The 20,183-nt window shown below is 45.1% G+C and carries 16 protein-coding genes; 7 read left to right on the top strand and 9 right to left on the bottom strand.

Annotated elements, in window-relative coordinates:
- Positions 1–23 precede the first annotated feature (23 nt).
- Entirely contained in the window at positions 24–986 is a 963-nt protein-coding gene (trxB, locus tag OH455_RS07265; protein WP_045974460.1) for a thioredoxin-disulfide reductase, read from the bottom strand.
- 397 nt (positions 987–1,383) lie between these two features.
- Here trxB and OH455_RS07260 point away from each other — a divergent pair, with 397 nt between their 5' ends.
- The 3 genes from OH455_RS07260 (at position 1,384) to OH455_RS07250 (ending at position 4,229) form a co-directional block, all read left to right on the top strand.
- A complete protein-coding gene (locus OH455_RS07260; protein WP_206373820.1) occupies positions 1,384–2,043 on the top strand; it encodes a 2OG-Fe dioxygenase family protein in 660 nt (219 codons plus the stop codon).
- A complete protein-coding gene (locus tag OH455_RS07255) occupies positions 2,027–3,262 on the top strand; it encodes a cysteine desulfurase-like protein (protein WP_269980911.1) in 1,236 nt (411 codons plus the stop codon). The genes OH455_RS07260 and OH455_RS07255 overlap by 17 nt, the downstream gene beginning before the upstream one ends.
- Positions 3,263–3,395: 133 nt before the next feature.
- A complete protein-coding gene (locus tag OH455_RS07250) occupies positions 3,396–4,229 on the top strand; it encodes a TauD/TfdA family dioxygenase (protein WP_269980910.1) in 834 nt (277 codons plus the stop codon).
- 22 nt (positions 4,230–4,251) lie between these two features.
- Here OH455_RS07250 and OH455_RS07245 read toward each other — a convergent pair whose 3' ends face one another.
- Positions 4,252–5,277, bottom strand: coding sequence for a hypothetical protein (locus tag OH455_RS07245; RefSeq protein ID WP_269980909.1), 1,026 nt, complete (start codon positions 5,275–5,277; stop codon positions 4,252–4,254).
- A gap of 66 nt (positions 5,278–5,343) precedes the next feature.
- A complete protein-coding gene (locus OH455_RS07240) occupies positions 5,344–6,087 on the bottom strand; it encodes an SGNH/GDSL hydrolase family protein (protein ID WP_269980908.1) in 744 nt (247 codons plus the stop codon).
- 279 nt (positions 6,088–6,366) lie between these two features.
- Here OH455_RS07240 and OH455_RS07235 point away from each other — a divergent pair, with 279 nt between their 5' ends.
- Positions 6,367–9,114, top strand: a complete 2,748-nt coding sequence (locus tag OH455_RS07235; RefSeq protein WP_269980907.1) for a M16 family metallopeptidase — start codon at positions 6,367–6,369, stop codon at positions 9,112–9,114.
- Positions 9,115–9,185: 71 nt separating this feature from the next.
- Here the strand turns inward: OH455_RS07235 and OH455_RS07230 are convergent, their stop codons facing one another.
- From OH455_RS07230 to OH455_RS07215, 4 genes are all read right to left on the bottom strand, one after another.
- Positions 9,186–10,010: a DUF2797 domain-containing protein gene (locus OH455_RS07230; RefSeq protein WP_269980906.1), complete on the bottom strand. Its 825-nt coding sequence runs from the start codon at positions 10,008–10,010 to the stop codon at positions 9,186–9,188.
- Positions 10,011–10,412: 402 nt separating this feature from the next.
- Positions 10,413–11,168: a SanA/YdcF family protein gene (locus OH455_RS07225; protein ID WP_269980905.1), complete on the bottom strand. Its 756-nt coding sequence runs from the start codon at positions 11,166–11,168 to the stop codon at positions 10,413–10,415.
- Positions 11,168–11,497 carry a DUF3392 domain-containing protein gene (locus OH455_RS07220; protein WP_269980904.1) on the bottom strand — a complete coding sequence of 110 codons (330 nt, stop codon included), beginning with the start codon at positions 11,495–11,497 and terminating at the stop codon, positions 11,168–11,170. The genes OH455_RS07225 and OH455_RS07220 overlap by 1 nt, the downstream gene beginning before the upstream one ends.
- Positions 11,498–11,539: 42 nt before the next feature.
- Positions 11,540–13,228 carry an NAD-dependent malic enzyme gene (locus OH455_RS07215; protein ID WP_269980903.1) on the bottom strand — a complete coding sequence of 563 codons (1,689 nt, stop codon included), beginning with the start codon at positions 13,226–13,228 and terminating at the stop codon, positions 11,540–11,542.
- A gap of 142 nt (positions 13,229–13,370) precedes the next feature.
- Here OH455_RS07215 and OH455_RS07210 point away from each other — a divergent pair, with 142 nt between their 5' ends.
- The 3 genes from OH455_RS07210 to OH455_RS07200 all read left to right on the top strand — a co-directional run bounded on the left by OH455_RS07210 (position 13,371) and on the right by OH455_RS07200 (position 17,100).
- The gene (locus tag OH455_RS07210; protein WP_269981028.1) at positions 13,371–15,716 is read left to right on the top strand and encodes a helicase-related protein; all 2,346 of its coding nucleotides are present in this window, start codon (positions 13,371–13,373) and stop codon (positions 15,714–15,716) included.
- Between the two features lie 211 nt (positions 15,717–15,927).
- Positions 15,928–16,305: a hypothetical protein gene (locus OH455_RS07205; protein WP_045974449.1), complete on the top strand. Its 378-nt coding sequence runs from the start codon at positions 15,928–15,930 to the stop codon at positions 16,303–16,305.
- 165 nt (positions 16,306–16,470) lie between these two features.
- Entirely contained in the window at positions 16,471–17,100 is a 630-nt protein-coding gene (locus OH455_RS07200) for a porin family protein (RefSeq protein WP_269980902.1), read from the top strand.
- 59 nt (positions 17,101–17,159) lie between these two features.
- On the opposite strand, the gene OH455_RS07195 is transcribed toward OH455_RS07200, so the two are convergent.
- Both OH455_RS07195 and OH455_RS07190 read right to left on the bottom strand, forming a co-directional pair.
- Positions 17,160–18,350, bottom strand: coding sequence for an amino acid aminotransferase (locus tag OH455_RS07195; protein WP_269980901.1), 1,191 nt, complete (start codon positions 18,348–18,350; stop codon positions 17,160–17,162).
- 209 nt (positions 18,351–18,559) lie between these two features.
- Positions 18,560–20,065, bottom strand: coding sequence for an HD domain-containing phosphohydrolase (locus OH455_RS07190; protein WP_269980900.1), 1,506 nt, complete (start codon positions 20,063–20,065; stop codon positions 18,560–18,562).
- Between the last annotated feature and the right edge of the window lie 118 nt (positions 20,066–20,183).

Genomic DNA, 20,183 nt, shown 5'->3' with positions numbered 1-20,183 from the left:
ATTTGAGTCAAAAATGAAAAATATTATTTACTGTCTGCTAGAGCATCTAAATAACGCTCTGCATCTAGTGCAGCCATACAGCCTGTTCCGGCTGACGTGATGGCCTGACGATAGTTGTGATCCATGACGTCACCAGCGGCGAAAACACCGGGAACACTAGTCTCAGTTGCATTACCTTCAAGACCCGATTGAACGATGATATAGCCATCTTTCATCTCTAGCTGGCCTTCGAAAATGCCAGTATTAGGTTGGTGACCAATTGCGATGAACGCGCCCATCACCTCCAATTCTTCGATAGAATCTGACTGGGTGTCTTTAATGCGAACGCCAGTCACACCCATATCGTCCCCGGTAACTTCTTCTAGAGTACGATCAGTATGAAGAATGATATTGCCGTTTTCGACTTTGTCCATCAAGCGTTTAACCAGAATCTTTTCGGCTCTGAAGCTGTCACGACGATGAATTAGGTGCACTTCTGAAGCAATGTTAGAGAGGTAAAGCGCTTCTTCAACAGCGGTGTTGCCGCCGCCTACAACCGCCACTTTTTGGTTACGGTAGAAGAAACCATCACAGGTTGCACATGCCGAGACACCACGACCTTTAAATGCTTCTTCGGATTCAAGGCCAAGGTATTTGGCAGATGCACCGGTAGAGATGATCAACGCATCACACGTGTATTCGCTACTATCGCCTTTAAGTTGGAATGGGCGCTGGCTGAAATCAACCTCGTTGATGTGATCAAACACGATCTCGGTCTCAAAGCGCTCGGCATGTTCTTTCATGCGCTCCATCAATGCTGGCCCTGTTAGACCCTCAGGATCACCAGGCCAGTTCTCAACTTCGGTTGTTGTCGTTAACTGACCGCCTTGCTGCATGCCTGTGACGAGTACTGGATTAAGATTAGCGCGCGCAGCGTAAACCGCGGCTGTGTAGCCTGCAGGACCAGAACCAAGAATAAGTAGCTTACTGTGTTTTACGTCGCTCATTTGTGCTCCATTAGCGATGACGCTTATCAATTTCTCTCGATTGTATGGAATAGTTGCAGCTATTGAAAGCGTTAGCAAGTCACGGAAATGTAATTAATGGTTATAGATTAGAACGCAAACGATGACGCTTTTGACGCTGAATTTTCCTCTTAACTGCTTGAGCTTGAAGGCATATATCGCTGTTAATAGATAAGTCATCTGAATTTTGGAGTGATAAAAGTTCCATTCTAGCTTATTGTGCTAAATAATAACTTAATATTGGTTTCAAGTTCTTATTTATTATTTTTGATGGATGTAAGTGCTGATATTTGTTGATCTAGCGATATAAATGCGCAAATAATAATTGTGAACAAGATGTTAACCCCATATTTCAGTGTGAACATTCATTAAGGAGATGATGATGTTACCTAACCGCGAAACAACTCTGCAGCTCACTAAGCTAAGTGACAATGCTTTTGCACAGTTGGCGCCGTCTTTTACCAAGCTACCCAATACCGAGCATGCAGATGGCCAATATCGTTTGCGACGTTACTCTGTGATTCAGTTTAAAGATGGTCAGGTTATTGATCTTCAGAAAAATGAGTTTATGCAAACCGATGATATTAATCGTTTTCAGGGTAATGTCGTACGACAATTCGAGCCGATTGAAACACCGACTCTTCAAAGTGAAGGCATGCGTGAAATTTGCCAGTTATTTGTAGAGGCCAACAAGCTGATTGACGGTCAGGAAATTGAAATTCACCAAATGCGCATCTCTGCTATTTTCGATGAAACTCAGGTAGCCCCTGAAGGCGTGCATCAAGATGGATTTGAGCATATTGCTCTGATTGGTATGGGGCGACACAACATCGAAGGTGGTGACGTGATGCTTTACAGCAGCTTCAACGAGGCACCTTTCTTCCGTAAAGTATTGCAAAACGGTGAAGTCGCTATGTTGGCCGATAATAAGCTTTGGCATAACGCGACGCCTATTCGCTCTGTAATTGAAGGTGAAGAAGGGTATATGGACGTATTTGTACTAACCGCGAAGGAAGCCGTGAATGAACTTCACTCCTAATTTGGTACGCGCACAGTTTCGTGCGCTGCAGCAAAGTCACAATGATTTGCCGGTGATGTTTCTAGATGGACCAGGCGGTTCCCAGGTACCAAATGGTGTTCTGGAAGCGATGACCGCATATCTGGGTTTTTTTAATTCGAATTTGGGTGGTCACTATTTTTCCAGTGCCCACACTACAGATTTAATGAAACTAGCGAGAGAGTCCGCACAAGCACTGTTAAATGCAGAGTCGAGTGATAATATTGTCTTTGGTGCCAACATGACGTCTCTCACTTTCCAGCTTAGCCGAGCGATCAGTCGTAAATGGCAAGCGGGTGACGAAATCATTGTTACATCTCTCGATCATTATTCTAATGTCTCTAGCTGGCAGCAAGCGGCCGATGATAAGCAAGCGACAGTCCTTCAGGCACGAGTTAACGAGCAAGACTGTTCACTAGACATAGAACATTTGCTATCGCTGATCAGTCCTAAGACTAAACTTGTCGCGCTGACTTACGCATCGAATACCACAGGCTCGATTGTAGATGTGAAACGTGTCGTTGAAGCAGCACACAACGTCGGGGCAATGGTTTACGTTGATGCAGTGCACTATGCTCCGCACCACTTAGTCGATGTTCAACAATTGGGTTGTGATTTCCTTGCTTGCTCTGCCTATAAGTTCTTTGGCCCTCACGTTGGGGTAGCGTATGTGGCACCTAAGTGGCTGCATGCTTTGCAGCCCTACAAAGTTGAGCCTGCAACCAATACGGGACCTGGTCGGTTTGAAACTGGGACTCAGAGTTTTGAAGGATTAGCCGGTGTAATTGCGGCAGTGAAGTATCTGGCTCAATGGGGCAACGATGGTGATGATCTCCGTACTCGACTGATCGACTCTTTCCAGCAGTTCAATCAGCATGAATCGGCGATCAGCGAACGTTTTTTGGCTCGTTTCGCAGAATTGAAAGGCGTGACCTTGTTGGGCCGTAATGAAGCCAACAGTGAACTCAGAACACCAACTTTTGCTCTAACGTTTGACCACCATGCGCCCGAAGAGATCGCTAAGAAACTTGGTAAGCGCAACATCTGTGTCTGGAACGGACACTTCTATGCCCTCGGTTTGGTTCGTCAACTCGGTCTCGAAGAATCAGGTGGTGTTGTTCGAATTGGCTTCATGCACTACAACACATTAGAAGAAGTAGATATCTTGTTTGATGAATTGAAACTAATCTTAGGCCAATAGAGCAGTCTGAGATTTTTCATCTGGCTTTTGAGCCGGTACAAAGACCCTCATGTAGGGTCTTTTTTGATCGTGCGAAAGGAATTACTCTATCTAACGGTCTGATTTCTCTAAGCAGAATGTATAAGGATAAACCGTGAATCTAACTCCGTTATCAGAGCACATTGGCGCTTTAGTTGAAGGCGTTGATCTTTCTAATTTGAGTGAGCAAGAATTTTCTGCTCTTTACCAAGCTTACCTCAAACATAAGGTATTGTTCTTTCAAGCCCAAGGAATGACACCGCAGCAGCAGATCGGGCTAGCAAAGCGTTTTGGTGATTTGGAGCCAGTACACCCGTTTTTTCCTCACCTAGATGATGAAGAACAGGTGGTTGTGATTGAGACTTCTCCCGGTAATCCCCCCGGTGAAAGCTATTGGCACACAGATTTAACCTGGCAGGTTACGCCGTGCCGTTGTTCTATCCTGCAAGCACAGCACTGTCCTCCACATGGAGGAGACACCATCTGGACATCGATGGAAGCGGTATGGTCACGTCTAACGCGTGATGAGCAACAAGCTTTACAAGGACTCACAGCGACACACGGGCTGCATGCGTTTGAAGGCAGCCGTTATGACTCCGTTAATGAACAAGGGGAGAGCCGCGTTGCAACAGTATCTAAAGGCTACCCGCCGGTTAAACATCCTCTTATTGTCCGTCATCCGGAAACAGGTAATCTGACCGCATTCGTCAATGAGCAGTTTACCCTGCGTATTAACGAGCTAGAAGAAAGAGAAAGTCGAAAATGGCTCGACCAACTATTTGCTTTAGCGCGACAACCTGAACATCAGGTACGATTTTCATGGCAACCGGGCTCTGTTGCCATCTGGGATAATATCTGTACTCAACATTTTGCTGTGACTGATTATGGCGATCAACCACGTCGACTTCACCGTGTAACGGTTCGTGGCTTAGACTTGCTGCCAGCTTAAACCAGACCCCACTGAGCGCCGCCTAGTTTCTTCCGTATACGCGCGGACGCTCAAAGCGATAGAAACCTTGTTGCTCTTCTTTTTCGAGTGTGGAGGCCTGCTCGCCAAAATAGTCGATTCGAAGTTGGGTTAGCTGACTGTCCAGATCTTCACCGGATAGACTGGCCAATAGTGCTTGCCTTTCTCCCATATATTGATAACCAATTTGCCAGCGAAGCTCATTGTCTCGATCTTGCTTTGCCGCTTTTTCGATTTGTGATTCGCTATAGCCCAAATCTCTGCGGATACTGGCTAGCTGCTCTGCTCGTTGGTAGGAAGACATGTTGCTCAAATCACGTTGAACAGAATCTAAACTGAAGAAAGTGCTTGCCATCATCGCAGGGCTAAGGATTTTACCTCCAGCATGTTCAACAAAATTGGTTTCAATGGTGGCTTTAAGTGAAAAAAGCCGCTGGTTGATTTCCATATCATAAGCGTTGTTGAGTAGTTCAATCGATTTTTGCGTATCGGCAATTCTTTGCTCTCGTTCAGCAAGCTCTGCAGACCATATGATATCGGCGTCATCGCCAAACAGCTCACGCCGTTTTGCCCATACTGCTATTTGCTTCTCTTCAAATGTCATTGTGAGCAGAGGTTTCATTTCAGAGAGTAGCCACTGTTCGTAATCTTCCATTAAAACAATTTTTTCAAAGATGATGTCTGCGTATCTCGGAAAAGCTTGTCTGATAACATCATAAAAAAGGAAGGGGGATTGGTCCGGATATGTTTCTGTTAGATAGTCTCTGAAATCACGCAAGCCAACTTGAATTTCGATCCGATTAACTCGATCACCTAACTCCTTTTGCAATTGAATCGCGAGGCGATCGGTAATGTTTGCAGCTTCCTGCTCTTCTTGGATTTTGGTTTGGTCGGATAATTGTGCTTCAGTATTATCCTTATTGTTGTACGCTGATATAACAACAGGAACTGTGTTGATACCGATAGGCGCAAACCAAGCTCCTACCCCTGCAATGGCACATACTGCGGAAGCCCACACCCACTTACTCATTGTTTTCTCCTTATCAGATATCCATAGCTCACCGATGGTTGACCACCGGTGAGTGTATTGAAGCGACTAGATTACGGCTTGTAGGTAAGGCCAGATTAGCTGCGCCAGTTTTTGAGAGCCCGAAGTTGTGGGATGAATATCGTCCGATAGGACATCGTCTGGTGTGATGTGAGGTCTAGGGTCGACAAACTGACAGGATACTGTGGTGTTGGTACAAGCGTCAGCAAGTCGGGTATCGCCAAAATCGATAGCCTGATGAAGATTTTCCTTATCGCCTGTGGTGTAGTAGTAACCCAGATAGATGACCTGTTGTACACCATCCTGGTCCATTTCGTTGAGTAGATTAACGGTTTCCACATAGACATCATCAACCAAGCTTTTACATTTGCTGCTTAACTCTGGGCGGTACCAAGTGGTTTTACATTTGTGAGGGTCAAAGATGGCGGCGGGCAGTAGGATGTCGTTACCGCCTCCATCCATCACAATAACATTGATATTGGAGTCATCGCTTTTGGCATCCTGATATTGCTCAACAACTGGCTTGGCAACAATTCCTCCGCTCAGCTTAGCGCCACTTAAGGTGTAATCACGGAACGTGGTATTAGCCATTTCAGGTCCCTCAAGAAATTGTTGCAGTTCTCCTGAAAGGTCAAAAATGGAATCTCCTAAAGTAATGACATCGTTGCGTTCAGCCTCGGTTACGTACGGATTACCTGCACAGCCTGCAAGGGCAGCGACTAGAGCCGCGGTGGTCACAGTTTTAAATAGAGGTGAAGAGCCAACTTTACTGTTCTTATAAATGGTTTTCATTTTTCTTCTCACTAATAGATTGACGTCACGCACTTAATTGCGCTCAGATTTAATCTAGTCGGCATATTGAAAACTTTCAAAGTATTGAAATAAAACACATTTAATGACAATTGTCTCATTTGTTGTTGGGAGCGATGCATATCGTGTAGTTGATTAAAAAGGCAACATCGAAGGTAGAAAAGGGGCGTAGATGAGTCCATTCATGTTAAATTGACTATCGACAGAGCAGTTTACCAGTTATATTCCGCATAAATAAAAAAACAAAAAAGTATTTCTATTATGAAGAATATCCTGATTTTGGTCGTCTTACTGCTGACAGCTTGTGCTCAGCAAACGACTAGCATTCCCATTGAGAAGAATACCAACTGGACGTCTGGTCAGTTAAACAACGGGTTAAAGTATCACATTTATCCGATTGATACCGAAGCCTTGTCTCTTCGCTTGTTTATTCATGCAGGATCTCTCGAAGAAACCCCAGACCAACTTGGATACGCTCATTTTGTCGAGCATATGGCATTTAATGGCAGTAAAAACTTTACCCCTAACGAAGTCATTGAACTGATGGAAAAAACGGGTGCGAGTGGGCACGATGTCAACGCTTACACTTCATATGAGGAAACGGTTTACACACTGAGTTTGCCCAATCAAGATGAGCTCGATAAGGCGATGCTTTGGTTAAGAGATGTTGCCAATCGCGTCACATTCTCGCCTGATGAAGTTGAACGCGAAAAAGGCGTTGTACTTGCAGAATATCGCCGCAGGGCCCCAGAAAATCGGTCTTTCTACGATAAAGCTTATGAAAACAGTATTAAAGGAACGCCTTATGAGGGAAAGGCGGCGATCGGTACGCCAGATAGCATTCAAAACGCAACATCTCAATCGCTCAAAGCGTTTTATGATACTTGGTATCAGCCCCAATTGAGTGAGCTAATTATTGTAGGTGACATTAAGCGCGAAGATGCCAGAGAGCTGATTAAAAAAATGTTCTCTGATTGGCAATCGACCAGTGACTCTCAACCTCCTGTTCGACCAAAAGCGAAGATCAATAAAGGTGATTTTGTCGCGCAAGTTAACATTGGTGAACCGTCTGTGGCCGGACTAACATTCTACCTTGGTGATGATGTGCTGCTAACGAGAGAAGATCTTATTGAGTATTGGAAAGACAGTATCGTTGCGCGACTTGTATCAAATCGCTTGGATGCCGTTTACTCAGAGCATGCACTACCGTTACGTGACTTCGATTCTAGCATATACACTAGCGTGGATGAACGGATATACGACGTATCTATTGCATTCGCTCCACAAGACAGAGATACCGTCCAGCCTTTGTTTTTTAGTATTTTGGCGTCACTAAGGGACCATGGTGTGAGTTCGGAGGAATTCGATGTTGTGATGGCGGGGTATCGCAGTAGTCGTAAACATGCTGATGATGATTGGTTTAAGCGTGGAGCAGAAGCTTTTGCTGAAGACAGAACGTACCAACTGGCGGAAGGCGAACCTTCTCAATCTTTAGCTGACTATAAGCGCAGCCTCGATCAGCTGCTAGTAACAACCAGTCTTGATGATATTAATCAACATGCGAGAAATATGCTATCTTATTCATATGATATGTTCGTTGGCACTGATCAAACAGAATCAATTGAGCAAGCGAAGCGAACTCTACCAGAGTGGAAAAGCATGTATGGAATGCCTGGTGTTACCAGTAATCGTATCACTACAGACGTAGATGGGCTAATTGAAGTGGAGTCTGTTGACCCATTACCTGCCGCTATCGATGGGAAAAATGGTGAACTAACCTGGTCCTTGGAGAACGGCATCGATGTGTTGTTCGATCCTGAAAATGACAGCGATTTTGCCCACATTGTTTACATGTCAGCCGGCGGTAAAGCCGTATTGGATAGGGAACTGCTACCTGCATCTCAACTTCTGCTTGCAACGATCATTAAGAGCGGTGTTGGTCAATTTAATGGGGTACAGCTAAAAACGTATGTCCGCAAAAATGACATTGATGTGCAAAGTTACATTAATGGCACGGAACATGGTTTCGAAATTAGTGTACCTAAAGATCAGGTCAATGATGCCCTAAAACTTCTATACAACGTAATGACATACCCCAAGTTCAGTGAACAGCAGCTTGACGTGTTGAAGAAGGAATACTCTGATGAACTTATGTCTTACGTCAAATCTCCACTTGGCCAGTGGTATGACGCCATTGAGAGTAATACCTACGCGCAGCAAAGTGTCTATTTTCCTACCACAGCTCATGACTTTGAAAGCGTAACGGTCGATCAAGTCCAACAAGTCTATGATGAACTATTCAGGAAATCACGAAATAGTAAACTGGTCATTGTGGCTGGTTTAGATTCAGCGCCGGTTGCAGAGGGTGTGAAGAATTTTGTTGCGACCATCTCACAGGAAGAGGCGCCAATGCCATCTTATCGGGTGAATTATAATGATCGCCCTGACAGCAAAGTTAATCTGGCGATCAACAATGAACAAAATAGCCGTTATAGATTACGCGCCATCAACAAATCGGCTCGGGTTCAGGATGCAAAACTGGTATTAGTTGATAAAGTTATTCAGCGTATTCTAGCAAGACGATTGGATGCGTATGTGCGTGAAGAGCTGAGTTTAGACTACGCTCCAGATAGTTACTATTCTACGGACTACAATGAACCTGCAACAGATTGGACGCTCGAAGCGCAAGTAGCCGCAGAGGATCTGCCCAAGGTAGAGCAAGCTATCGACAAGGTTATTCAAGAACTCATTGCTGAAGTTACCCAAGAAGAATTTACTATCGCTAGGGAACAACTGGATGCGTATCTCAAAGACACGATCAACTACCCCTCTGATGTCGCTTGGTTCCGTGCTTTAACTTTGGTGAATGGTTTTGGTGAGGAAGCCTTTACTCAGGCAAGAGAGATGGCAAAAACCATCATGTTAGAAGACGTGAGAGTCCGTATCGTTGAATCATTTGGTCAAGGTGCAGAGAAATACAAATACATACTTAGTCCCCTCGATCAATAAGCCTCCGCACTTAAAAAGCCCTTTCATTGTTTAATGAAAGGGCTTTTTGATTACATCAGGGTATCCTTCGATCAAACGCTGACTTCGACTTCGTAGGAAGTGAATTTACGGATGTTGATAACACCAGTATCAAAAATCATATACTGGCCTTTTATCCCCTGTAAGAGCCCAGTGACTTCAGGGTTCTTATCAAAGTTATGCGATGTGATTTTTGTTGGGTGCTGTAAAACTGGGTAGCTGATGGACGTGATATCAGCGTTGAGTATCTCAATCGCATCATCACCGAACTGATGTTTTATCTCAGCGATTTTGTCTTCAACCAACGGCAATAGCTCTGCAAACTTCTCTTCAAGCGGCATTGGCTCGCCATCTTCTTTCAGCAAGGTACGCCAGTTGGTTTTATCTGCAATGTGCTTAGCCAGTTCAACTTCAATCAGGCCAGAAATATGACGAGTTTTGACTTTGAGTATGGGTAGACCTTGGGTTGCTCCTTGATCGATCCAACGAGTCGGGATTTGGGTATGGCGAGTAATCCCTACTTTGAGACTGGATGTATTTGATAAATAGACGAAGTGGTCAACCATACAGTTCTCTTCACCCCACTGCGGTTCGCGACACGTACCTTGGTCGTAGTGGCAACTCTCTGGTTTCATAATGCACATATCGCAGCTGGCGAGTTTTTTCATGCATACAAAGCAGTGACCTTGGGAATAGCTCTTCTTGGTTTTCTTGCCGCAAGCGCTACAAAAAATGTTGCCCGTGTGGGTTAGGGTAATGCTCCGACCGATGAAGGGTTTAAGATCGACGAGTTCTTCGCCCACAGGAAGACGATAGTGGACCTCACCATCTAAGGAAGCACGCATTTTGTTTAGCGTACCTTTTGCGATTAAAGACATGACATTGCTCTTTTTTAATATTCTTCAGCTCTTATATCGATAAATGTTTTATTTAAGCTGATTCACTCGGCATTCAGTGTAGCAGAGAATTTCGACTGGCAATATGAATACCTTGGTTGCCCAGCGATCGTTGGATTTTATGATGGATTTATCGACGACTATTGTGGGAGTAGTCGCGATGTACAGGCGCGTATGTTGTCTTTATCGCCAATACAATTCGCCTGCCGTGAAAACACGATAACGCAATTCAAGGTAAGTAGTAATAGGTAACTATTGATGCCACTTTATGGTGGCTTGTTCGAGGCTTACAGGCTGATTTAAGCTCAGAACACCACCTCGTGCTTTGGGTTGGGACACACTCTTAATTGTGAACGAATATAAACGAGCGCCAGATACTCAAATTCAATTTGTTGTCAGTGATTCTACGCTACGTTGGGGATTAGCGTCTTCTATCGTAGTTGATTCACCATTGTCGGTTTGGATGGGCTCTTTGGGGCCAAGGAATTTAGGTTTTGCGCGTGTGATATAAAGATCCAATACAGCTTTAGCTCTTGCAAACACTTCCCTTAGCCTGATCTTATAACCAGAGTGTGCTGATGGGCCTGGAACCGCAAAACACTTGGCATTGATATTATGAAAGTTAGCGATAAACAAGGCTCGTTCGCAGTGAAATTTCTGAGTAATGATCAAGAAGTTGTCGGTATCAAAAATTTCCTTTGCTCGAACTACTGAGTCAAGAGTTCGAAAGCCTGCATAGTCGAGGTATATATGATTCTCAGGAACGTCTGCTTTGAGCAAGTCTCGTTTCATAGTCCAAGGCTCATTGTAAGAGCGATGGGCATTGTCACCGCTTAACAAGAAATTATCGACTTTTTCACTCTGATACAAAGCTATTGCCGCACTGATACGATTGGCGTAGTAATCATTAAGGATTTTTCCTAGATATTTACTGGTTCCCAGTACAACGGCAACGTCGAAATTACCGATTTGCTCTGGACTTGTATAGAGCTGATCTTTGGTTTGATGGGAGACCCAACGATCAATCAAGAACAGAGCAATAGTCGCACAGATAAGCAAAAATGGGATCAAGCGAAGCCCCTTTAACGCGTAGGCCAAATAATGGTCAGAGGGTTTAGGTCTGTGAAAGAGTCTTCGCACTAAATTTGTCGATTCCGTTGTGCCCATGAGCCAATCAATACAAAGCTGACAATAATAATAGTGAACATGATGCCAGCATCCATATCGCGTAATGTCCGAGCGAGGTAAGGGGTTACTTTGACAATGATTAAGCCGTAACCAAAAGCGTTAATCAAGATAAATACGATGGTTCTGAGTACAAAGTTGTGGTTTCTCAGTGTTCTTCTCAATAATGTGTTTATCTCACCGCCCGCCATCACCAAAAAGCAGGCAATCAGCGCTGTGGATATTTCAGTTAAATATGGAAATAGATATTCCCCCGCTGGGGAAAAAAATTCAAAAATCATCATATATAAAAAGCCCCTGCTACCAGGGGCTGAATCAATAAAAAGTTAGAATGAAGTACGCTTGTAACGACGGTAAACTGGCTGCCAAAAGTGGTTTTCAATCGCTTCTTCCAGGGCCTCGTCAGTAATCTCTAGCGCCACGCCTTGTTCAATTGCCTTCTTCGCTACAGCAAATGCAATCTTCTTCGAGACTGAGTGGATCGCTTCCAGAGGAGGCAACAGTGGTCCTTGACCATTGATTGCCAATGGAGAGCAAGTGGCCAGAGCTCGACTTGATTCCATCAGCATTTCGTCAGTCACGCGCTTAGCCTGCACTGCAAGGACGCCTAAGCCAATCCCTGGGAAAATGTAGCTGTTGTTACATTGTGCGATCGGGTAGGTTTTTCCATTATGAACGACAGGATCAAATGGGCTACCAGTCGCCACTAATGCTTCACCGTTAGTCCAGCGAATAATGTCATTTGGCGTCGCTTCAACTCGGCTAGTTGGATTCGATAGTGGGAACACGATTGGCCTAGCGCAGTGTTTGTGCATCTCTTTAATGACCTCTTCACTGAACAGGCCCGGGGCGCCAGAAACACCAATAAGAACAGTAGGTTTTGCGTTACGCATAACATCAAGTAGTGAATAGCCACTGCCTTCTGCTTCCCAGTCGTCAGTGTTGATGTGTTTCTGTACTAAGCGTTGCTGAAAATCAAGTAGATTTGGCATGCCTTCCTGTAGCAGACCCCAGCGGTCGACCATGTAAACCTGAGAGCGTGCTTGCTCGTCAGAGATCCCTTCCGAAACCATTTGGGCAATGATAGCTTCTGCAATACCGCAGCCTGCAGAACCTGCACCAAGGAAGGTTACGCGTTGTTCTGACAATTGTGTGCCTGCTGCTCGACATGCTGCCAGTAGAGAACCGACAGTGATAGCCGCCGTGCCTTGAATGTCATCGTTGAAACAGCAGATTCGGTCTTTATAGCGCTCAAGCAAAGGCATTGCGTTTTTCTGTGCGAAATCTTCAAATTGAATGAGCGCATCAGGCCAACGACGCTGAACAGCTTGGATGAACTCTTCAACAAACGCATCATATTCAGCGCTTGTAATACGCGGATGACGCCACCCCATGTACATTGGGTCAGCAAGTCGCTGAGGATTATTAGTACCGACATCCAGTACGATAGGCAGCGTATATGCTGGGCTGATACCACCACAGGCGGTGTACAGCGCAAGCTTACCGATAGGAATGCCCATGCCACCGATGCCTTGGTCACCTAGGCCCAGAATACGTTCGCCATCGGTAACAACAATCACTTTAACATTGTGGTTGGATGCATTGTTCAGAAGATCGTCAATACGATCCCGGTTTGCATAAGAAACGAAAAGGCCGCGACCACGGCGATAGATGTTTGAGAAGTTCTCACATGCCGCACCCACTGTAGGTGTGTAGATGATTGGCATCATTTCTGAAACATGGTTCTGCACTAGGCGATAGAACAAGGTTTCGTTGGTATCCTGAATGTTACGTAGATAGATGTGTTTATCCATATCGCTTTCGAAGTTGCGATATTGTTGGTAAGCACGTTCCACTTGTTCCTGAATGGTTTCAGTTGTTTCTGGTAACAAACCTTCGAGGTTGAAAGAAGCTCTTTCTTCTGCTGAGAATGCACTTCCCTTATTGAGAAGAGGCGTACTAAGAAGCGCTGGACCAGCGAAAGGAATATATAAAGGGCGTTTGTCGTTATTCATTACTTGCCTTGTTGTAGGGTATTAAGGAACGGGAACCAGAAAATGATAGGGATTAGTGACCATATTGTAAACCGAATATTCCTGCATTCTGGCACAGATTAGTTATATACTTTCCGACTTTTCCACGATCTCAATGCAAACGATGTTCAGCTTACCTATAGACACTCTCAAAACCGAATTTCTGAAACTTCTTTCTACTCACCATATGATAGTAGAAGCGGAAACCGGCTCGGGCAAATCAACTCGATTACCATTGTGGGCAGCGGAGCAGGGAAAAGTACTGGTGATTGAACCTCGGCGTATTGCCTGTACGTCATTAGCGCAGTTTCTGGCAGAGCAAAAAAATGAGCCACTAGGTTGCTCTGTGGGTTATTCGATTAAGCTGGAAAACCGTTGTGATGAGAAAACAAATATTATTTTCGTTACGCCAGGTGTTGCATTGCGTTGGTACTCTGAAAATCGGCTCAGCGATTTTAAAACCATTATTGTCGATGAGTTCCATGAGCGCCGCTGGGATACTGACTTGCTGGTGGCGTTGTTGAATCAGAATAATCAGCATCGTTTAGTCATTACATCAGCCACGATTGAGGGTGAGAAGCTTGCGCGATACGTTGGAGCGCAACGCCTACAAGCTAAGGGGCGCAATTTTGACGTAGCAATTGCTCATCGGGCCGGTGATTCAAGGCAGCTACCAGATAGCCGGAACCTAGAACAAAGAGTCCGAGCAGAGGTGGAGAGTTTACTCGACTTAGAGGGGGATATTCTGGTTTTCTTGCCAGGGCGTAAAGAAATTACCCAATGCCAGAGTGCGCTCGCTCATCTTGACAAAGTGGTAGTCGTGCCATTGCATGCTTCTGTGACTAACAAACAGAGGGAAGTTGCGCTTAACCAGCAAGAGCTGCAAAAAGTCGTGCTTGCGACAAACGTTGCTGAAACCTCACTAACCATACCGAATGTGGTTGCCGTTGTTGATTCTGGTTTGGAGCGACGTACTGAGCAGAGAAACGGTAAAACCACATTGAGCCTAAAACATATTTCTAAAGCAAGCGCGAGACAGCGCAGCGGTCGAGCGGGAAGAGTGATGGATGGCATTTGTATTCGCTTGTATGGTGAACATGCTGCGTTGGCTGACGTTACTCCTCCAGAGCTTCATCGAGAAACACTCACAGAAGCCATGTTGGCCTGCGCCAGTTGTGGGTATTCTCTTTCTGCACTGAGCTTTTTAGAACCACTACCTGAAAAGTCGCTTGTTCAGGCGACTGATATTTTGCACGCCATGGGTGCGATAGATGAATCTGGCCTAGTCACTTCACATGGACAACGTATTTACCCTCTTCCGATTGATGCTCTGTATGCTGATTTGGTGACGCGAATGCCACAGCGAAAGCTACAAGAAGCCATGGTGGATTTAACCGCAGTGCTCGCGACACCTGCATCTATGTACCGTTTATCGTCAAATGAAGAAGCACTAGAAGAGCTTGGCAAAGAAGAGCCTTTGGGATGTGATGCTGAAGTCGCGATTAGAGTCGTACGTGGAGAAAAGCTCCCCGGTGTTACTATAGATGATGATGTACTCACAGAAGCGCGGGCACTTTCTCAACAAATGCGGACAGTGTTCGAGTTGCCCGAACTTAGTGTGGCTTCCCGTTACTCTCATAATGAGCTAGTTGAAGCTATTGCCTCTCTTCACCCTGAGTTATTGTTTGTCAGAAGAGAACGTCGTCGTGAGGCGTTGGGCAATGGTCAAATGGAAGTCTCACTGGGCCGGGCAAGTCGTTTACCCGATGATATTGAGGCTGCACTGGTGCTAGATACTCACAGTTTACCGGGGCGAGGAGTTAAACAAACATTGACACTCGCGACGGTGACGATGCCAGTTAAACTATCGCTTTTTGAACAACTGGACATTGGGCACTGGGTAGAAGGCGAGGTGATCAGTGTGGGAGATGTCCCCTACATTCAACTCCATATGATGTATGCCGGACGAGAAGTGGCCTACAAGAAAGCGCCAGCAAAAGGTGAGTTTGCGATTAAATCACTCGTTGAAGCCGTTAAACGTGAAGAGTTGTTACCGGGATTTGCTAAACAGCGACATCAACAGATCGAGCACTGGAAATTATACCACTCACTGCATAACCCCTCTGCAACACCGATTCAGGAATCGTTGACATTTGACTCTTGGTTTACTGAACAGCTCGTAACATTGGAGCTGGCAGATGCGTCGGAGCTTGCGATGTTCAGCGCAGAAGATTTTCCTTTTGAAGGCATTCCTTACTGGGAGTATGAAGACTTTGCTGCCATGTACCCATTTGAACTCTATATTGGTGACTTGCAATTAAGCGTCGAATATCAACCGATGAAAAAGCGGGTCTACGTGGTGTATAAGTCGGGCTTACGTAAAGGCGACCCAAAGCGTTGGGAGCTACCGCGCTGGGCAGGTTGGCGTGTGCAATACAAAAGAGCTAGTCGAATTATAGATATCCGCTAGCCAGTGGCTTGGGATAAATTACTGCCCTGAAATATTACGCAACTGATTACCCATGTCTCTATCTTGTGCATCTTTTGTTATCGGGTTGGTTTTGATATAGCTTTTTGACCGAAAAAATAGCTATAAAAGATGATTGTTCTATATCCTATTGCTATATGGATAGTGATAGACGATATTGAGGATACTGTGTTGCCTACCAGAGGAGATTGATATGGAACATCAGGGCAAGGCAAGTGTGGTATTCGACTATACCTCTTTTCTTGGCGCGTCGTGCAGTAAGAAATGGACTTTCTTAGAAGCAATGAGTACCTTCGCACCTATTTTCAGTTTGGCTTGGAAAAGTACGATCAAAGAGGCGGTATCTGCGGAAGACCGCCTGTGGGATCAGGCAATGAAATCACTGTCGGTAAGTCGGAGCGATGAGTCCAATATTCTGACACTGATGCAATTAGCACGGAGTGAAGGCATTGAAGAGCTGAAACTGGTGATGCCTTATGAGCTCGAGCGAGAACAAATCGAAAAACTGAGGAACCGCTCCAATACTCATATTGAAAGCCATCAGCAAGATGAATTGATCATTACTTTCTAAGGCCCATGATTGGGCCTTTCTCTATTGTGACAATCCTGTTGTTCTCTCAATAACTTGCGCCAAGCTGAGCTATACTTTCAAATCCAGAACGGCAGTCATTTGTGATTATTAAAAGTGCGTTCTCTCCCATACACTGGCTTTATTCGTTCGTCTAAAGAGGTATTCATGGAAGTAAAACGGCCTTATCTCCTTATTCCAATTCTCGTGGCGGCATCATTTACTGCTCACGGGCAAAGTGCGACAAACAACCTCAATTACAACTTTTTGTACGCCGACTTAAGTGCGGGCTCGCTTGATGAGAATTTAGGGGTAAATAGCAATGTGACTTCTCTAGCGGTGGGGGGCAACATGCTTATCGACAATCAGTTTCTCGCTACATTGGATTACGAAGCCAGGTTTATCCATCCGCAAAACACCACCACCGAGATTTACACTTTACTGCCTGGTGCTGCATTTAGGTACCCATTAGAGGATAAGTGGGATTTGGTCGCAGGCGCGAAAGCCGGCTTTGTTTGGTCAACACAAACCAACGATATTACAGATGCAAAGATATCGAGCGACAATAAGTTCATGTGGGGCGGAGATTTGACGCTTAAATATGAGTTAAATAAGTTCTGGGAGCTGTCAGTGACCGGTGGGTTACGACGGAGCGACATTCTTGATGAAGATATCTTTAATATGCGTGGGGATTATCAGGTGTCGACGAAGTTGGTCTTCGGTGGTTTCTATACGCATCGAAACAATGGTTCAACGACGACCAATGAAGGTGGCGTTAGCATACGTTATCTGTTCTAGGCGCTATCACACAAAAAGAGCCAGCATCAGCTGGCTCTTTTTTATTGGATTCTGGTCGCTTATAGAACAGCGGCCAGTGCTTTACAAAGTGGTAGCATGTTCGAACGAGTCATACCTGCTACGCTGATGCGGCCTGAACCTACGATGTAGATGGCGAACTCATCTTTAAGGCGAGTCACCTGTTGTTTTGAAAGGCCAGAGAATGAGAACATACCGTTTTGACGTTCAATGAAGCTAAAGTCAGCGTCAACGCCTTGTTCTTTGAGGGTGGCAACAAACAGTTCGCGCATGTCTTGAATACGGTCACGCATTTCTTTTACTTCCGCTTCCCACTCATTGCGCAGTTCAACATTGTTAAGAATGTGCGTCACAACTGCGCTACCGTGTGCTGGTGGGTTAGAGTAGATAGAACGGATGATGGCTTTCACTTGAGAGAATGCTGTGTCCGCTGTCTGCTCTGATGCCGCAACCAAGGTGAATGCACCTACACGCTCGTTGTAGAGGCCAAAGTTCTTAGAGAAGGAGCTCGCGACTAAGATCTCTTTGTTGTATTTAGCAAAAATACGTAAACCTGCCGCATCTTCTTCAACGCCTTTGGCGAATCCTTGGTAAGCGAAGTCGAACAGAGGTAGCAGTTTTTTGTCCGCAACCAGCTTGGCAAGTGTTTCCCATTCTTCAAGTGTTGGGTCAATGCCTGTTGGGTTATGGCAGCAGCCATGAAGAAGGACAATATCGCCTTCAGACGCTTGCTCAAGATCGGCTACCATTGCCGCGAAATCTTTATCTTTTGTCTCAGCGTTGTAGTAGCTGTACTGAGCGGTTTCGATACCTGCTGCAGTGAATACACCGTTGTGGTTAGCCCAAGTTGGGTTGCTGATCCAGATCTTCACATCACCTAACTGACGTTTGATGAACTCACCCGCCACGCGCAATGCGCCTGTACCACCAGGAGCCTGAGCGGTTTTTGCTAATTTGTTATTAACAATATCAGAATCTCCACCAAATAGGAGTTTCTGTACCGCTAGGCCATACTCAGCGGTCCCTTCGATAGTAAGGTATGACTTGGTTTTTTCGCTTTCAATTAGGGCAGCTTCCGCTTTTTTAACGGTGGCTAGAACAGGGGTTTCACCTTGTTCATTTTTATAAATACCAACGCCAAGGTTAATTTTGTCTGCTCGCGAGTCTTTTTTGAACTCTTCTGTCAGTCCAAGGATAGGATCTGCCGGCGCAGCAACTACTTTTTCAAACATAATTGTCATCCATGTGAGTCGAAGGGAGGATATAAATATTTCGGTTATTTATACCTTATCTGCGCTTGTCGAGACAACATCAACCAGTAAGAAAATGACAAAATAGGCACATTTAAAATGCACTCGGCGCCTAACCTACTTTTTTACCCATTAAAAACAGCGCAGAGCGTATTAACTTTGGAAGTAGGTGTTAATTCGATGCAAGACGTTTAAGTCGGCTCATTGGCTTGAAGTTCTTCCAAAGCCATCGCATTCTCTTCGGCTTCTAAGCTACGGTATTTATCGGCGATATCGACAAATTCCTGTTCTATTGTAAGGAAGGCGTCAACCAGCTCAGGGTCAAAATGACTGCCTTTACCCTCAAGGATAATGGATTTCGCTTTCTCATGGCTGAAGGCTTTTTTGTAAACACGCTCGGAGATTAGCGCGTCATACACATCAGCAAGCGCCATCAAACGACCAGAAAGCGGGATTTCATCGCCTTTTAATCCCTTCGGATAGCCACTACCGTCCCATTTTTCGTGGTGATTTAGAGCGATCTCTTTCGCCAATTGAAGGAAAGAGTTACTGCCCAGATGTTTCTCTGCAATCGAGAGGGCCTTCGCCCCAATTTCTGGATGACGTTTCATCGTCTTAAACTCGTCGTTGGTGAGTTTACCGGGTTTGAGTAAAATACTGTCAGGAATACCCACTTTACCTACGTCATGCAATGGCGCCGATTTGTATAACAGTTCTATGTAATTAGGAGTAAGCAACGCCCTATGTTTGTCAAATTGGCAAAGGTAGTTGGCTAAGGCGCGAATGTACTCTTGGGTACGCAAAATATGCGCGCCAGTTTCGTTATCTCTAGATTCTGCCAGTGCTGAAAGAGAGACAATGGCAACATCACGAGTGGTTTTGACTTCGTCTTGAGTCGATTGCAGGCTATCGAGCATCTTGTTGGTCAGAGAGGCCATCGAACCGAGCTCATTATGCTCAAAAATAGGTAAACGCTTGGCAATATTGCCCTGTGCGACTTCTTGTAAAGAACACTCCTGAGACAACAAAACTTTACGCATTAGTTTGGTCCACAGTATGAGAATCGTCGCGACGTAAGCACCGAGCACCAATGACAAATAGATGAACTCTTTAATCACACTAACGGTAGCACTGCCATCGAGAATGCGCTCAGGATTATGTTGTAACCAGAATATATCTTTTACTGCAACCATGGTGAGCATGGTCGTTAAGGTGATGAGGAGCATAGCAATCATCATGATCATTTGTTTGACCATAGATTGACGCTCACCACTGAGTTCAAAATGATAGTGTTCTGTTTGTGTTAATTGATCAAATTTCTCGAGCTTGGAAGCGAGCTGTAAAATCAAACCAGAGAAAAAGCCGAACAAGGTCATCCCAAACAAAACCTTGAGATTACTGTCGAGTCCAAAGTCGTAATGAAGGTTATAGAATATTGCGAGTGGGACGCTGCCCATAAAAAACAGGGTGGCATCGAGTCGGGCTTGGCGTTGCTCTTCAAGTAAAGAGTGGTCATTGAGCAAAAAATGTCGAACGACAAACAGCGCGCCAAAGGTTACTCCGACGTGGAATAAAATTTCCTGGGTTGTCAGGGTTTCTAAAAATGGGCAAACCCGCCCGCCATAAGTACCGAAAACCACAGCCGCAATCGCGTACAGTTTTAGCGTTAGAGGCGCGTTGTAGTTGGAGTTAGCCATTTTCTAGCCCTTATTCTTAAAGCCCAACTCAGCTTACGCAAAGCCAAGTTTCATAGTCTTCACTTATAAAATGACCCGCGATACTATCGTTTAATTTCGAGTTTAGATACATTTTTGC

This window comes from Vibrio sp. T11.5, assembly GCF_027587155.1.
Taxonomy (GTDB): Bacteria; Pseudomonadota; Gammaproteobacteria; order Enterobacterales; family Vibrionaceae; genus Vibrio; species Vibrio neptunius.
The sequence above is the reverse complement of the archived record's forward strand: the minus strand, read 5'-3'. Positions and strand labels throughout refer to the sequence as shown.

Excerpts from the sequence above, each read along its gene's own strand:
- trxB (WP_045974460.1), bottom strand. The coding sequence starts at position 986 with ATGAGCGACGTAAAACACAGTAAGCTACTTATTCTTGGTTCTGGTCCT.
- OH455_RS07260 (WP_206373820.1), top strand. The coding sequence starts at position 1,384 with ATGATGTTACCTAACCGCGAAACAACTCTGCAGCTCACTAAGCTAAGT.
- OH455_RS07255 (WP_269980911.1), top strand. The coding sequence starts at position 2,027 with ATGAACTTCACTCCTAATTTGGTACGCGCACAGTTTCGTGCGCTGCAG.
- OH455_RS07245 (WP_269980909.1), bottom strand. The coding sequence starts at position 5,277 with ATGAGTAAGTGGGTGTGGGCTTCCGCAGTATGTGCCATTGCAGGGGTA.
- OH455_RS07240 (WP_269980908.1), bottom strand. The coding sequence starts at position 6,087 with ATGAAAACCATTTATAAGAACAGTAAAGTTGGCTCTTCACCTCTATTT.
- OH455_RS07235 (WP_269980907.1), top strand. The coding sequence starts at position 6,367 with ATGAAGAATATCCTGATTTTGGTCGTCTTACTGCTGACAGCTTGTGCT.
- OH455_RS07230 (WP_269980906.1), bottom strand. The coding sequence starts at position 10,010 with ATGTCTTTAATCGCAAAAGGTACGCTAAACAAAATGCGTGCTTCCTTA.
- OH455_RS07220 (WP_269980904.1), bottom strand. The coding sequence starts at position 11,497 with ATGATGATTTTTGAATTTTTTTCCCCAGCGGGGGAATATCTATTTCCA.
- OH455_RS07215 (WP_269980903.1), bottom strand. The coding sequence starts at position 13,228 with ATGAATAACGACAAACGCCCTTTATATATTCCTTTCGCTGGTCCAGCG.
- OH455_RS07210 (WP_269981028.1), top strand. The coding sequence starts at position 13,371 with ATGTTCAGCTTACCTATAGACACTCTCAAAACCGAATTTCTGAAACTT.
- OH455_RS07205 (WP_045974449.1), top strand. The coding sequence starts at position 15,928 with ATGGAACATCAGGGCAAGGCAAGTGTGGTATTCGACTATACCTCTTTT.
- OH455_RS07200 (WP_269980902.1), top strand. The coding sequence starts at position 16,471 with ATGGAAGTAAAACGGCCTTATCTCCTTATTCCAATTCTCGTGGCGGCA.
- OH455_RS07195 (WP_269980901.1), bottom strand. The coding sequence starts at position 18,350 with ATGTTTGAAAAAGTAGTTGCTGCGCCGGCAGATCCTATCCTTGGACTG.
- OH455_RS07190 (WP_269980900.1), bottom strand. The coding sequence starts at position 20,065 with ATGGCTAACTCCAACTACAACGCGCCTCTAACGCTAAAACTGTACGCG.